General features: G+C 62.3%; 16 protein-coding genes. 10 read left to right on the forward strand and 6 right to left on the reverse strand.

Translation table 11 applies throughout. The annotated features are described in order from the left end of the window. The first annotated feature begins 90 nt into the window (after positions 1 to 90). From AC0NIL_RS09075 to AC0NIL_RS09085, 3 genes are all read left to right on the forward strand, one after another. Positions 91 to 783, forward strand: a complete 693-nt coding sequence (locus tag AC0NIL_RS09075; protein ID WP_063169010.1) for a helix-turn-helix transcriptional regulator — start codon at positions 91 to 93, stop codon at positions 781 to 783. 71 nt (positions 784 to 854) lie between these two features. After that, complete coding sequence (locus AC0NIL_RS09080) at positions 855 to 1,250, forward strand: VOC family protein (RefSeq protein ID WP_013529579.1); 396 nt, start codon at positions 855 to 857, stop codon at positions 1,248 to 1,250. Further along, positions 1,247 to 1,684 carry an EVE domain-containing protein gene (locus tag AC0NIL_RS09085; protein WP_473572579.1) on the forward strand — a complete coding sequence of 146 codons (438 nt, stop codon included), beginning with the start codon at positions 1,247 to 1,249 and terminating at the stop codon, positions 1,682 to 1,684. Before AC0NIL_RS09080 ends, AC0NIL_RS09085 begins: the two co-directional genes overlap by 4 nt. Here the strand turns inward: AC0NIL_RS09085 and lhpI are convergent. The 4 genes from lhpI to sppA form a co-directional block, all read right to left on the reverse strand. Next, positions 1,681 to 2,646 carry a bifunctional Delta(1)-pyrroline-2-carboxylate/Delta(1)-piperideine-2-carboxylate reductase gene (lhpI, locus tag AC0NIL_RS09090; protein WP_063173091.1) on the reverse strand — a complete coding sequence of 322 codons (966 nt, stop codon included), beginning with the start codon at positions 2,644 to 2,646 and terminating at the stop codon, positions 1,681 to 1,683. The two genes, AC0NIL_RS09085 and lhpI, sit on opposite strands and share 4 nt — an antisense overlap. Positions 2,647 to 2,683: 37 nt before the next feature. Continuing rightward, entirely contained in the window at positions 2,684 to 3,040 is a 357-nt protein-coding gene (locus tag AC0NIL_RS09095; RefSeq protein WP_024502826.1) for a DUF1049 domain-containing protein, read from the reverse strand. 57 nt (positions 3,041 to 3,097) lie between these two features. Further along, positions 3,098 to 3,382 carry an integration host factor subunit beta gene (locus tag AC0NIL_RS09100; RefSeq protein ID WP_006200394.1) on the reverse strand — a complete coding sequence of 95 codons (285 nt, stop codon included), beginning with the start codon at positions 3,380 to 3,382 and terminating at the stop codon, positions 3,098 to 3,100. A gap of 82 nt (positions 3,383 to 3,464) precedes the next feature. After that, positions 3,465 to 4,421 (reverse strand): signal peptide peptidase SppA, encoded by a 957-nt coding sequence (gene sppA, locus AC0NIL_RS09105; protein WP_473572578.1) that lies wholly within the window; start codon positions 4,419 to 4,421, stop codon positions 3,465 to 3,467. Between the two features lie 404 nt (positions 4,422 to 4,825). Here sppA and lptC point away from each other — a divergent pair, with 404 nt between their 5' ends. The 6 genes from lptC to ptsN all read left to right on the forward strand — a co-directional run bounded on the left by lptC (position 4,826) and on the right by ptsN (position 10,087). Beyond that, entirely contained in the window at positions 4,826 to 5,539 is a 714-nt protein-coding gene (gene lptC, locus AC0NIL_RS09110) for an LPS export ABC transporter periplasmic protein LptC (protein WP_013529584.1), read from the forward strand. Beyond that, positions 5,526 to 6,107 (forward strand): LptA/OstA family protein, encoded by a 582-nt coding sequence (locus AC0NIL_RS09115; protein ID WP_013529585.1) that lies wholly within the window; start codon positions 5,526 to 5,528, stop codon positions 6,105 to 6,107. The genes lptC and AC0NIL_RS09115 overlap by 14 nt, the downstream gene beginning before the upstream one ends. Beyond that, positions 6,107 to 6,925: an LPS export ABC transporter ATP-binding protein gene (lptB, locus tag AC0NIL_RS09120; RefSeq protein ID WP_013529586.1), complete on the forward strand. Its 819-nt coding sequence runs from the start codon at positions 6,107 to 6,109 to the stop codon at positions 6,923 to 6,925. The genes AC0NIL_RS09115 and lptB overlap by 1 nt, the downstream gene beginning before the upstream one ends. Before the next feature lie 199 nt (positions 6,926 to 7,124). Continuing rightward, positions 7,125 to 8,651 carry an RNA polymerase factor sigma-54 gene (gene rpoN / locus AC0NIL_RS09125; RefSeq protein WP_024502824.1) on the forward strand — a complete coding sequence of 509 codons (1,527 nt, stop codon included), beginning with the start codon at positions 7,125 to 7,127 and terminating at the stop codon, positions 8,649 to 8,651. 265 nt (positions 8,652 to 8,916) lie between these two features. Then, positions 8,917 to 9,501 (forward strand): ribosome hibernation-promoting factor, HPF/YfiA family, encoded by a 585-nt coding sequence (hpf, locus tag AC0NIL_RS09130; protein ID WP_013529588.1) that lies wholly within the window; start codon positions 8,917 to 8,919, stop codon positions 9,499 to 9,501. Positions 9,502 to 9,622: 121 nt separating this feature from the next. Then, positions 9,623 to 10,087 (forward strand): PTS IIA-like nitrogen regulatory protein PtsN, encoded by a 465-nt coding sequence (ptsN, locus tag AC0NIL_RS09135; protein ID WP_013529589.1) that lies wholly within the window; start codon positions 9,623 to 9,625, stop codon positions 10,085 to 10,087. A gap of 92 nt (positions 10,088 to 10,179) precedes the next feature. On the opposite strand, the gene AC0NIL_RS09140 is transcribed toward ptsN, so the two are convergent. After that, positions 10,180 to 10,434, reverse strand: coding sequence for a BQ00720 family protein (locus AC0NIL_RS09140; protein ID WP_013529590.1), 255 nt, complete (start codon positions 10,432 to 10,434; stop codon positions 10,180 to 10,182). A 65-nt stretch (positions 10,435 to 10,499) separates the two neighbouring features. Beyond that, positions 10,500 to 10,925, reverse strand: coding sequence for an Hsp20 family protein (locus tag AC0NIL_RS09145; protein WP_013529591.1), 426 nt, complete (start codon positions 10,923 to 10,925; stop codon positions 10,500 to 10,502). 315 nt (positions 10,926 to 11,240) lie between these two features. Here AC0NIL_RS09145 and AC0NIL_RS09150 point away from each other — a divergent pair, with 315 nt between their 5' ends. After that, positions 11,241 to 12,182 carry a nucleoside hydrolase gene (locus AC0NIL_RS09150; RefSeq protein ID WP_128307451.1) on the forward strand — a complete coding sequence of 314 codons (942 nt, stop codon included), beginning with the start codon at positions 11,241 to 11,243 and terminating at the stop codon, positions 12,180 to 12,182. The last annotated feature ends 82 nt before the right edge of the window (positions 12,183 to 12,264 follow it).

Raw genomic sequence — 12,264 nt, forward strand, 5'->3', positions numbered from 1 at the left:
CGGCTTCGCAACCAAGTCCGACAGGTCGGCCTCTCCGGTTTATGTCTGCCGGCGATGGACCAATGTCAAAGAAACAGGCAAATCTGCTCGATGTCCCGCTCCGAACGCCTACTCGACCTCATACAGTGCTTGCGCCGGCATCGCCGGCCGGTGAGCGGGCACATGCTTGCCGACGAGACGGGCGTTTCGATCCGCACGCTCTACCGCGACATCGCCACGCTGCAGGGCCAGGGCGCGCCGATCGAGGGTGAGGCGGGGTTGGGTTATGTGCTCAAGCCCGGCTTCATGCTGCCGCCGCTGATGTTCAGCGACGAGGAGATCGAAGCCATTGTGCTCGGCTCGCGCTGGGTCGCCAGGCAGCCGGACCAGCGTCTCTCGGCCGCCGCCGCCAACGCGTTGGCCAAGATCGCAGCCGTGCTGCCCGACGATCTGCGCGAGGATCTTGACGCGAGCACACTGCTGGTCGGGCCTCCTGCCGCGGCCACCGAGGGCATCGATCTTGGTCTGGTGCGGCAGGCCATCCGCAACGAGCGCAAGCTCGGCTTTCTCTACCGCGATGCCGGCGGGGCCGTGTCCCAGCGCGTCGTCTGGCCATTTGCGCTGGGCTTCTTCGACAAGGTGCGGGTGGTGGTGGCGTGGTGCGAGATGCGGCAGGATTTCCGGCATTTTCGCGCCGATCGCATCGCCGAACTCCAAGCAATGGACACGCGCTATCCGCGTCGTCGCCAGGCGCTGCTCAAGGAATGGCGGACGACGCTCGACAAGCCGCGTGGTTCGCGATGACTGCTGCCATATTCTGACAGTAGCCTATCTTATGTTCGCCAAGTCGAAACACCGAACCTTGGAGAGCAGATATGGCCACCCCGAATTTCGTCATCCTCTATGTCGACCAGCCGCAGCAGAGCGGTGCCTTCTACAGCGCGCTGCTCGGTCGTGAGCCGGTCGAAAGTTCGCCGACCTTCGTGCTGTTCGTGCTCGATGCCGGCTTCAAGCTCGGCCTGTGGTCGCGCCATACGGTGGAGCCGGCAGCCGCCACGTCAGGCGGTGGCGCCGAAATCGTGTTTGCGCTGGATACGCCCGATGCGGTCGATGCCGCCCATGCCGACTGGTCCGGGCGCGGGCTGAAGATCCTGCAGACGCCGACCGACATGGATTTCGGCCGCACTTTTGTCGCGCTCGATCCCGATAATCATCGCCTGCGCGTCTACTGGCTGTCCGACGGGGAACAGGCCAATGGGGAACAGAAATGAGCGCGTATTGGATCGCGGTGGCGTCGGCCGAGCATGTCCGGCGTGGTCGCACAGCCGGCTTCATGCAGGTCAACCACGGCAAGGCGGCACCGCTGCGTCGCGTCAAGCCGGATGATGGCGTCGTCTACTATTCGCCGACCACTGTTTTGGGCGAGAAAGACGGCCTGCAGGCTTTCACGGCGATAGGCATCGTGCGGGAAGGCGAGCCCTATCAGGGGGATATGGGCGCCGGCTTCACGCCGTTCCGCCGCGATGTGGCGTGGGCCAAGGCCGAGGAAGCGCCGATCAAGCCGCTGCTCGACAGGCTGGATTTCACCGCGGCCAAGTCGAACTGGGGTTATCAGCTTCGCTTTGGCCTTTTTGAAATCGGGGATCACGATTTTCGTGTGATCGCCGAGGCGATGGGCGCCGAAATGGGTGCAACGGTAAACTAGGCCGTGAGCGCCTTGTAGACGGCAATGCCGGCGGCAAGATCCTCGAGCGCCGCTCCGACCGACTTGAACAGCGTGATCTCACCGGCGCTCTCGCGGCCCTTCTTCCGGCCGCGCGCCAATTCGTGCAGATCGGCGACGATGGCTTCCGGTTTCAGCACGCCGGAGGTCAGCGGTTGGACAATGTCGCCGGCTTCCTTGGTGGCGCCGGCGCGGGTGTCGACATAGACGCGGGCAAGCCTGATCGCATCGTCATCGCTCTCGCGCATCGTCGGCGTAAAGCCGCCGACCAGGTCGACATGGGTTCCCGGCCGCAACAATGCGCCCTTGATTAACGGCGTGGTCGTGATCGTCGCCGAGGAGACGATGTCGGCCTGCCCAAGCTCCGTATCGAGATCGCTTGCCGCACTGGCCGCGAAGCCCTGGGCGCACAGATCGGCCGCGACTTTCTCGGCATTGGCCGGGGTGCGGTTCCAGATGCGGATGGTCTTGATGGGCCGCACGGCTGAGTGCGCCTTGGCGAGGAAGGGCGACAGCGCGCCGGCGCCGACCACAAGCAGCCGCGAGGCATCGTCGCGGGCGAGATAGGAGGCCGCGAGCGCCGAAGCACAGGCGGTGCGCCATTGTGTCAGCCGCTGGCCGTCGATCAGGGCCTCGGGTTCGCCGGTGGCGCCGTTGAGCAGAAGATAGAGCCCCATCACCGCGGGCTTGCCGATGGCATTGTTGTCGGGCGACACGGTGACGATCTTGACGCCGACGTGACCGCCGGCCGACGTGCCGGCCGCGTTGAGATCGGTCCAGGCCGGCATCAAAAGCAGTGTGGAGGCGGCACCATCGGGCCGCTCGATCGTATGATGATGCCTGACCGGCTGCACCGCACCGTCGCGAAACGCCATGCGCAGCGTCTCGACCAGTCCGGGAAAGGTCAGCGCATGGTCGACCTCTGCGGCCGAAATGGTCAGCATGAAAAACTCCGTCAGGACAAAACCGCCGATTGGCGGCTCAAGCGGTCGGCTTCGGCAATGCTGCCCCTTGGGCGGACCCCGGTGCCTGGCTTTGTGATACCGCCGGCGCACGGCTGACCGCCTGGCGCAGGTTCTCGGCTTCGACGCCGCGCTGGCGCGCCAGCTTGCGATAGCGACCCTGTTTGACCCACGTAGCCAGACTGCCGACGATCATGCCGATGGCGAGCGCCAGGAACAGGAAGATGAACAGCGGCAAAGTCAGGGTCAGCTTCGGATTGCCGGGGTTGAACGGGTCCAGCGTGAAGGCGACCAGTTCGCGGTTGGCGACAGCGAGTGCGATCAGGATGATCGCCAGGGGCACGAAGATCGCGATAAGGATGAAGCGATTGAACATGATGTTTTCCGTCGGAAGCTGGCCTGTCCGAAAGGCCGTCAGGCGCTGACGTCGCGCCTACTTGCCGCCGTTCAGCCTTTCACGCAGTTCCTTGCCGGTCTTGAAGAACGGCACCCATTTCTCCTCGACCTCGACGGATTCGCCGGTGCGCGGATTGCGTCCGGTGCGCGCGGGACGATTTTTCACCGAAAAAGCGCCGAAGCCACGCAACTCGACCCGGTTGCCTTCGGCAAGGGCGTCGGTGATTTCATCAAAGATCGCGCCGACGATGTTTTCGACGTCGCGCAGGAAAAGATGCGGATTGCGCGTGGCAATAATCTGCACAAGTTCGGACTTGATCATGAGACGGGTCCCCGTGAAAGCAGTGCGGTCAAAATTATGAGGATGATTTTATTTGCTTTTTTCACTTGCCCCAAACGGCTTCTCAAGGGTGCCAGACGGAAACGAGACCGTCAAGAAACAAGCGGTCGGCTCCGATTTCATGGATGACGTCGCTGCTGTAGGCGGGCAGGCCGAGCGCACTGCCGATCGTTTGCGCCATCGCTTTCGAGAACAGGAAGCCGCTGCGCCGTTCGGTATCCTTCCACTCGACGACCTTGAGCTTGGCATCGACGCCCTTGGTCGCCAGCCAGTCGATCGCCACGGTCTCGCCGCCGACGGCGTCGATCAGCCCGTTGGCAACGCCCTGGCGACCGGTGAATATCGAGCCGTCGGCAAGCACCAGCGCTTGTTCGCGGCTCATCTTGCGGCGTTCGGCGACGATGTCGACGAACCAGTTGTAACTGTCGAGGATGAGCTTGCGAACCATGGCGCGCTCGTCGTCATTGGTCGGCTTGAAGGGAGAGGGCGCGGCTTTCAGCGGCGAGGATTTCACCTCCTCCAGCTTGACGCCGAGTTTGTCCATCAGGCCGCTGACGTCGGGATACTGGATCAGCACGCCGATAGAGCCGACGATCGAGGTCTTGCGGGCAACGATGTGATCGGCGGCACTGGCGATCATATAGCCCGCCGATGCGGCGAGCGTGCCGACTTCCGCCACCACCGGCTTGTCGGCGGCCAGCTTGCGCACTTCTTCATAGATCGATTCACCGCCAACGGTGGTGCCGCCAGGCGAATCGATCGACAGGATCACGCCTTTCACCTTCGATGAAAGACGGATGGTTTCCAGCCGCTTGATCAGTTCCTCGTCCTCGGTGATCGTGCCTTCGATCTTGACCTTGGCAATATGGTCGACCGTCGAGCCGCCGAAATCGTCGCCATAGAACCAGGTTGAAAGCGCAATCACCCCAAGGGCTACGATGCCTATGGCGACGACGCGCCAGAATGTCAGCTTGCGCCGCAAACGGCGGCGGTCGATCAGGTCGTCGGCTCTCAGTGCCATGGTCAGCCTTTCAGTCGGCGGGAGGAGACGCTTTTAGACCATGATCCTCCCATCTGGAAGCAGTTCTCTTTTGCGCATGGCGAGACAAGTCGGCGCCTGGACGTGAGGTGGCTATCCGCGTCGGCAGTCGACGGGGCCGGGTCGGGCCCTCTCCAGGCGTCGGTCTGCTCACATATTCGTGCAATCGCCACCAGGTCGGGCGACGAGACCGATGGCTGATAAATTTTACGCCGCGTGTCTGTTTCTGCTATGGAGAACACGCAGTTGTGCGGACTTCGTTTTCGTCTGTACAAAGGCGGCTGTCACATTTTTGCAGTTTTCGTGGGCTTGTGCTTGCTTGAAAGCGCCGGCGTCCCACCTATAGGCGGTGCCCAAGGGCGGGCAGGGTTAGAAGAAAGCAGTGAATGTTAGCGCGACCGATTGAACCGACCGACGCCGAGGCGGTGTTGGCTCCCCCGGCGGACGGCCGGACGCGCGGCGATGCTTTCGACCGTGCACAGCGTCATTCGCGCCGCGTGCGCGTTCTCAAATTTGCCGTGCCGGTGGCCGCAGCACTGATAGCGGTCGCTTTCCCGGTCTACTCCTATCTCGCCGCACCCGTCTCGGTGAAGATTCAGGCGGAAGGCACTGCCTTTTCCAACGGCAAGCTGGTGATGGCCAATCCCAAGCTCAACGGTTTCACCAAGCAGAAGCAGCCTTATTCGATGACGGCGCTGCGTGCCATTCAGGATGTCAGCACGCAAGGTATCATCGAGCTGGAAGGCATCGACGCCAAGGTGCCGATCGCGTCCGACAATGTGGCGGCGGTCAAGGCCTCGCACGGCACCTACGATCGCGACGGCAATACGATGAACCTGACCAGTGACGTGACGATCACCACGACCGACGGCATGCAGGCCAAGTTCAAATCGGTCTTCCTCGACATGGGCAAAGGCACTATGAAGACAGGAGATCCCGTCGATGTCAGCCGTGGCGGGTCGCGGATCACGGCGGATACGATGTCGGTCCAGGACAATGGCAAGATTCTGGTTTTCGAGAACAAAGTGCGCGTCAACATCGATTCCGCCGCCCTGAAGGCGGCACAGGGAAACAGCGGAGAAACCAATGCGGCTCAGTAGTTCGACGCGGCTCGCGGCTGCAACTTCAGCGTTGCTGCTGCTCGGACTCGTGCCGTCATGGGCGCAGACGACCAGTCAATCAGGCCTCAAACTGTCCGGCGACAAGCCGATCCAGATCGAGAGCGACAAGCTGGAAGTCCGCCAGGCCGACAGTGTCGCCATCTTCACGGGCAATGTCAGCGTCGTCCAGGGGCCGACATTGATGAAGGCCGGCAAGATGACGGTCTACTACGTCAAGGACCCCAACGCCGCTGCCAAGGGCACGGAGGCCGCGGGTGCGGCGATGACGGGCTCGGCCAACATCGACCACCTGGAGATCTCCGACAAGGTCTATATCAAGTCGGATGCGCAGATCGCGACCGGCGATCAAGGCAGCTTCGATATGAAGAGCCAGGTGCTGGTGCTTTCGGGCAAAAAGGTCGTTCTGTCGCAAAACGACAACGTTCTGGTGGGCTGCAAACTTACCGTGCAGATGAAAAGCGGGCTGGCTCAGGTGGATCCATGCGCTGGGCAACGTGTCCAGATGTCGATCACGCCGCCGCCGAAATCGGGAGCGACGAACCCCTGATGGCCAGCCTGTCGTCGCTGACGGCGCGTCTTCCGGGACGGGCCGCCGGCAAGCTTTCGGCGCCGGCCACGGTGACCGTCGATGCGGGAAAGTTCAAGGGAACCCTGATCGCCAAGGGGCTGACCAAGAGCTACAAGGGCCGCAAGGTCGTCAGCGGCGTCACCATCGGCGTGCGCGCCGGAGAGGCCGTTGGACTGCTCGGCCCCAACGGCGCCGGCAAAACGACCTGTTTCTATATGGTTACCGGCCTGGTGCCGGTGGATGAAGGCACGATCGAGATCGACGGCTTCGATGTCACGTCGATGCCGATGTACCGTCGCGCACGCCTCGGCATCGGCTATCTGCCGCAGGAAGCATCGATCTTCCGCGGCCTCAATGTCGAGCAGAATATCCGCGCCGTGCTGGAAGTGGTCGAAAAGGACCGCAAGGTGCGCGAGCGCAATCTCGACGAACTGCTCGAGGAATTCCACATCAGCCATCTGCGCAAGGCGCCATCCATGTCGCTTTCGGGCGGCGAGCGGCGACGCTTGGAAATCGCGCGAGCGCTGGCGACGCGTCCGGCCTACATGCTGCTCGACGAGCCTTTCGCCGGCATCGATCCGATCGCCGTCGCGGATATCCAGCAACTGGTGCGCCACCTGACGGCGCGCGGCATCGGCGTCCTCATCACCGATCACAATGTGCGCGAAACGCTCGGCCTCATCGACCGCGCCTACATCATCCATGCCGGCCAGGTGCTGACCCATGGAAGGGCCGACGAAGTGGTGGCAAACCCGGATGTGCGGCGACTTTACCTCGGCGAGGGTTTCACCCTCTGAGCGTGAAATTTGTTTCCTGACACGATTTTTGCGGCTCGCGCGGCGCTTTTTCGTCGATTTTGCTCCGAGATAACGCTCCGGTAAGCGAGTTTTGCTACCAATTGCCTTGACAAGCAAAAGCCGGGCCAGTTTCTATGGCCGGCTGCAAAATTCCTTTCCGGAAGTCCGGATGCGTAGACGAGGCGTTTGAAACCGAACCATGGCGTTGGCGGCCAAACTACAGCTACGACAATCGCAGTCGCTGGTGATGACGCCGCAACTGATGCAGTCGATTCGGCTGCTGCAGTTCACCCATGTCGAGCTCGAGCATTTCATCGACGAGGAAATCGAGCGCAATCCGCTGCTGGAGCGCGCCGAGCCGCAGGACGATGCCGCCAGCGACCAGGCGCAGAAGATCGAGGCGGAGCCGCAAGCCGCCCCCGAAGGCGACTGGTTCGAAAACGAGACGCAGTGGAGCGCGGAGGCGATCTCGGACAAGCTGGACACGTCGCTGGAAAACCTGTTTCCCGACGACCCGGGCACCAGCGAACGGCTCGGTCCCGACCTGACGGCGCAATGGAAATCGGCTTCCGGCAATGGCGCGGGTTCCTCATCCGAGTGGTTTGACGCCGGCGATATGGCGACTGCTGCGATCACGCTGCGCGACCATGTCGGTGAACAGGTGGCGCTAGCCTTCGCCGATCCGGCTGCACGTCTGATCGCCGCCGACCTCGCCGACGGCCTTGACGAGACCGGCTATCTGCGTGCCGATCTGGCAGAGATCGCCGCTCGTCTCGGTGCGGATGCCGCCGCCGTGGCGAAGGTGCTGGCGGTGTGTCAGACCTTCGAGCCGGCCGGCCTGTTTGCCCGCGACCTGGCCGAATGCCTGTCGCTGCAGCTTGCCGTGCGGAGCCGGCTCGATCCGGCGATGAAGGCGCTGGTCGCCAATCTCGAACTCCTGGCACGGCGCGATTTTCACGCATTGAAACGTATCTGCGGTGTCGACGAGGAGGATCTGCTCGACATGCTGGCCGAAATCCGGGCGCTCGATCCCCGGCCGGGCATGGCGTTTTCGGGCGGCGCCAGCGACGCGATCGTCGCCGATGTCGAGGTGCGCGCGGCCAATGACGGCAGCTGGACGGTCGAACTCAATGCCGAAACGCTGCCGCGGGTGTTGGTCGACCATATCTATTTCGCCCAGGTCTCTCCGCAGGCCAAGAACCAGGCGGAAAAGGATTTTCTGGCCGAATGCCTGCAGAACGCCAACTGGCTGACGCGCAGCCTCGACCAGCGGGCAAAGACCATCCTCAAGGTCGCCTCGGAAATCGTTCGCCAGCAGGACGCCTTCCTCGTCCATGGCGTGCGGCAGCTGAAGCCGCTCAATCTGCGCACGGTGGCCGACGCCATCGGCATGCACGAATCGACCGTCAGCCGGGTCACAGCCAATAAATACATGCTGACGCCGCGCGGCGTGTTCGAGCTTCGCTACTTCTTCACCGCCTCGATCGCCGCATCGGGCGGCGGCGATGCGCACTCCTCGGAAGCCGTGCGTGACCGCATCAAGCAGTTGATCGACGAGGAAAAGCCCGTCGACGTGCTTTCCGACGATGCAATCGTCGACATGTTGCGCGAAAGTGGCGTCGACATTGCAAGGCGTACGGTCGCCAAGTACCGGGAAGGCATGAATATCCCCTCCTCGGTGCAGCGCCGGCGCGAGAAACGTGCGATGGCCAGCGCCGGGCGCTGAGGCGGGTCGATTTTCCACAAGCCAGCACTTCATTGACAAGCCGCGGTGAACTGGCTAGAAGCCCGCCCGCATGAGACGGGCTAGATGCCCGCATGCGGATGGTCCGTCACGACGTTGGCCTCGGGACGGTCAAAGGGCGGCTTGTGATCAACCGGAAAGTCTGGATTTAAAATCGGCGCAAGTGACGCCGCAAAGCTTGTGCGCACGGATCACGAGTATAAACTCGGGCCAGTTTGAAGCCTGAGCAAGGAAGGTCAGTTTTCAGATGAATCTGCGCATATCGGGAAAACACATGGACATCGGCGATGCGTTTCGGACACGCATCAACGATCGTGTCGGCGAAGCGATCGGCAAATATTTCGATCGCGGCTTTGCCGGACATGTCACGGTCATCAAATCGGGCTCGCGCTATTCGGCGGATTGCATGATCCGGCTGGATTCCGGCGCTTCGCTGCAGGCCACCGGCGATGCCCAGGATCCGACGCTTGCCTTCGAGGCGGCGGCGGACCGTCTGGAAACCCGCCTGAGGCGCTACAAGCGCCGGCTGAAATCGCACAATTCGGGCGCCGCCAACGGCCAGCCAACCGACATAGCCTACACGGTGATGGCGCCGCTTGCCGATGACGACGAGGACATTCCGGAGAATTTCGCGCCGGCCATCGTCGCCGAATCAACCATGACGCTGAAGACCATGTCGGTGGCGTCGGCGGTCATCGAGCTCGACACCAAGGACAGCCCGGTCTTCGTCTTCCGCAACGCGGGAACCGACCATCTCAACATCGTCTATCGCCGACCCGATGGAAATATCGGTTGGATCGACCCGTCGACGACCAAGGTCGCACAAGCGTGACGACAACGGTCGCACGGTGACGACAAGGGTCGCACGGTGACGACGAGGTCGCACTGGGATAAGAGCCGGCCGCACGAGGGGTGAGGACTGGTGACGGCAGGCGAACAAGGGATTTTCAAGCATGGATCTGAGCGATCTTATCAACGTTCCGGCGATATTGCCGGCGTTGAAGGCGAACTCCAAGAAGCAGCTGCTGCAATTGCTGTCCGAACGGGCCGCGGCGATTTCCGGCATTCCGGAGCGGGAGGTGTTCGACACCATCCTGCAGCGTGAGCGGCTGGGTTCGACCGGCGTCGGCAACGGCATCGCCATCCCGCACGGCAAGCTGGCCGGCGTGAAGCGCATCGCAGGTGTTTTCGCCCGGCTGGAGACGCCTGTCGATTTCGAATCGCTGGACGATCAGCCCGTCGATCTGGTGTTTCTGCTGCTGGCGCCGGAAGGGGCGGGTGCCGATCACCTCAAGGCACTGTCGCGCATCGCGCGAGTGCTGCGTGACGCCGACACGGTGGCCAAGATCAGGGGTACGCGCGACGCCGCGGCTATCCACGCGCTTTTATCGGACACCCAGGCCTCGCACGCGGCCTGATTTTTCTGGTGAGACGAATTTCAAGGGCCGCCACGGGCGGCCCTATGCGTTTGAGCCTGCTGGTCGCGCCTAACAGGGCGGCGCGCTGGGTCTTAGTGGATGGCGACCGTGGTCAAATCGTTTTCCATGGCACCGGCCAGTGCGCGGTCACGCGCGTCGGAAAGCAGGATCGGCTGGCCATTGGCGGCAAACAGCGCCCACAGTTCCATGCCGGGAGCGATTTCGCCGAGATTGGGGAAACGGCCGAGCAATTCGTCGCTCGAGACCTTTCTGAGATAAGCGACCGAGCCCTCGCCGAGATGAGCGAATTCGCCATTGGTCATGGTGATAGTTTCAGTTCTGGTCATTTCAAAGCCTCCTTGGCGCGAGGACGCCGCTCAAGGCCATCCCGCATGAGAGCCATCGGTAAAGATCAGTCTTTCACCGATATGTTTATTTTCCGTACCAGCCGTTCGGACTCCGGCCGATCGAGGTCGATCGCCAAAAGGCCGTTCTTCAACTCCGCTGCGATCACCCGCATGCCGTCGGCCAGCACGAAACAGCGCTGGAACTGGCGCGCGGCGATGCCGCGATGAAGAAATTCGCGCTCGGTGTCGTCGGTTTGACGGCCGCGCACGACCAACTGGTTTTCCTCCGTGGTGACATCGAGATCGCTTTCGGCGAAACCGGCGACCGCCAATGTGATGCGCAACCTTTCGGTTTTGCCGTCGGCGCCGCTGAGGCGTTCGATGTTGTAGGGAGGGTAGCTGTCACCGGACTTCGCCAGGCGTTCCAGGGTCTTTTCCATGGCGTCGAAACCAAGCAGAAGCGGGCTGGAAAAGGGCGTCATTCGGCTCATGTTACACTGTCCTCTCAAGAGCGACATAAAGTGGAAAAACCCAGATGGCATTTTTCCTGATGGCCTTGATATGGTCCGCCCCGCGACCAAGTTCAAGCCGTCAACAGACCCGCCCAAAAAGACCAGGCCGTGGACTCACAGGAATGACAGACATGGCGCTTGAAACGGCGAGCAGATGCAAGGAAAAGCGCGCGGGTCGGGATTGTCTTCCCCGGTCGAGCGGTTCGGCCTGGCAGCTCGCGGCCGCTTCGGCGTCATTTGGATGTTCCGATCGGATCGATGCAAGTCCACGACCTCGCCAAACAAGGAATTGAAATGCCCCAGTCACGCAAGATCATCATCGACACGGATCCCGGCCAGGATGATGCCGTCGCCATATTGCTGGCGCTCGGCAGCTCCGAACTGGAGATCGTCGGCATATCAGCCGTTGCCGGCAACGTGCCGCTGAAGCTTACCGAAAAGAATGCCCGCAAGATCTGCGAGCTGGCCGGCCGCCCGGACATCAAGGTCTATGCCGGCGCCATCCGGCCCCTGATGCGCGAATTGGTCACCGCCGAGGAAGTGCATGGCAAGACCGGCCTCAACGGACCGCAATTGCCGGAACCGACGATGAAGCTGCAGGACCAGTACGCGGTCGATTTCATCGTCGAGACGCTGATGGGGGAAGAGAGCGGCACAATCACGCTTTGCGCGCTCGGGCCGCTCACCAACATTGCGCTGGCGCTGATCCGCGAGCCGCGCATTGCACCGCGCATCAAGGAAATCGTGCTGATGGGCGGCGGCTTCTTCGAGGGCGGCAATGTCACCCCGACCGCCGAATTCAACATCTATGTCGACCCGCAGGCCGCCGATGTCGTGCTCAAATCCGGCATCCCGATCGTCATGATGCCGCTCGACGTCACCCACAAGGCGCTGACTACCGCCAAGCGCACGCAAACCTTCCGCGCGCTCGGCACCAAGGTCGGCACCGCCACCGCCGAGATGCTGGAATTCTTCGAGCGCTTCGACGAGGAGAAATACGGCACCGACGGCGGCCCGCTGCACGACCCTTGCGTCATCGCCTATCTGTTGAAGCCTGACCTGTTCAAGGGCCGCAACTGCAACGTCAGCGTGGAAACCGCCTCGGAACTGACCATGGGCATGACCGTGATCGACTGGTGGGGCGTTACCAAACGGCCGAAGAACGCCATGGTGATGCGCGACATCGACCATGACGGGTTTTTCGGGTTGCTGGTGGAGAGGCTGGGGCGGCTGTGAGAGCTTCCTTCGCCCCGTTCACGGGGAGAAGGTGCCGGCAGGCGGATGAGGGGCGGCGCAAACGTTGAAATTCGGGCTTGCG

This window comes from Mesorhizobium sp. WSM1343 (assembly GCF_055901535.1).

Excerpts from the sequence above, each read along its gene's own strand:
- AC0NIL_RS09075 (WP_063169010.1), top strand. The coding sequence starts at position 91 with ATGTCCCGCTCCGAACGCCTACTCGACCTCATACAGTGCTTGCGCCGG.
- AC0NIL_RS09080 (WP_013529579.1), top strand. The coding sequence starts at position 855 with ATGGCCACCCCGAATTTCGTCATCCTCTATGTCGACCAGCCGCAGCAG.
- AC0NIL_RS09085 (WP_473572579.1), top strand. The coding sequence starts at position 1,247 with ATGAGCGCGTATTGGATCGCGGTGGCGTCGGCCGAGCATGTCCGGCGT.
- lhpI (WP_063173091.1), bottom strand. The coding sequence starts at position 2,646 with ATGCTGACCATTTCGGCCGCAGAGGTCGACCATGCGCTGACCTTTCCC.
- AC0NIL_RS09095 (WP_024502826.1), bottom strand. The coding sequence starts at position 3,040 with ATGTTCAATCGCTTCATCCTTATCGCGATCTTCGTGCCCCTGGCGATC.
- AC0NIL_RS09100 (WP_006200394.1), bottom strand. The coding sequence starts at position 3,382 with ATGATCAAGTCCGAACTTGTGCAGATTATTGCCACGCGCAATCCGCAT.
- sppA (WP_473572578.1), bottom strand. The coding sequence starts at position 4,421 with ATGGCACTGAGAGCCGACGACCTGATCGACCGCCGCCGTTTGCGGCGC.
- lptC (WP_013529584.1), top strand. The coding sequence starts at position 4,826 with ATGTTAGCGCGACCGATTGAACCGACCGACGCCGAGGCGGTGTTGGCT.
- AC0NIL_RS09115 (WP_013529585.1), top strand. The coding sequence starts at position 5,526 with ATGCGGCTCAGTAGTTCGACGCGGCTCGCGGCTGCAACTTCAGCGTTG.
- lptB (WP_013529586.1), top strand. The coding sequence starts at position 6,107 with ATGGCCAGCCTGTCGTCGCTGACGGCGCGTCTTCCGGGACGGGCCGCC.
- rpoN (WP_024502824.1), top strand. The coding sequence starts at position 7,125 with ATGGCGTTGGCGGCCAAACTACAGCTACGACAATCGCAGTCGCTGGTG.
- hpf (WP_013529588.1), top strand. The coding sequence starts at position 8,917 with ATGAATCTGCGCATATCGGGAAAACACATGGACATCGGCGATGCGTTT.
- ptsN (WP_013529589.1), top strand. The coding sequence starts at position 9,623 with ATGGATCTGAGCGATCTTATCAACGTTCCGGCGATATTGCCGGCGTTG.
- AC0NIL_RS09140 (WP_013529590.1), bottom strand. The coding sequence starts at position 10,434 with ATGACCAGAACTGAAACTATCACCATGACCAATGGCGAATTCGCTCAT.
- AC0NIL_RS09145 (WP_013529591.1), bottom strand. The coding sequence starts at position 10,925 with ATGAGCCGAATGACGCCCTTTTCCAGCCCGCTTCTGCTTGGTTTCGAC.
- AC0NIL_RS09150 (WP_128307451.1), top strand. The coding sequence starts at position 11,241 with ATGCCCCAGTCACGCAAGATCATCATCGACACGGATCCCGGCCAGGAT.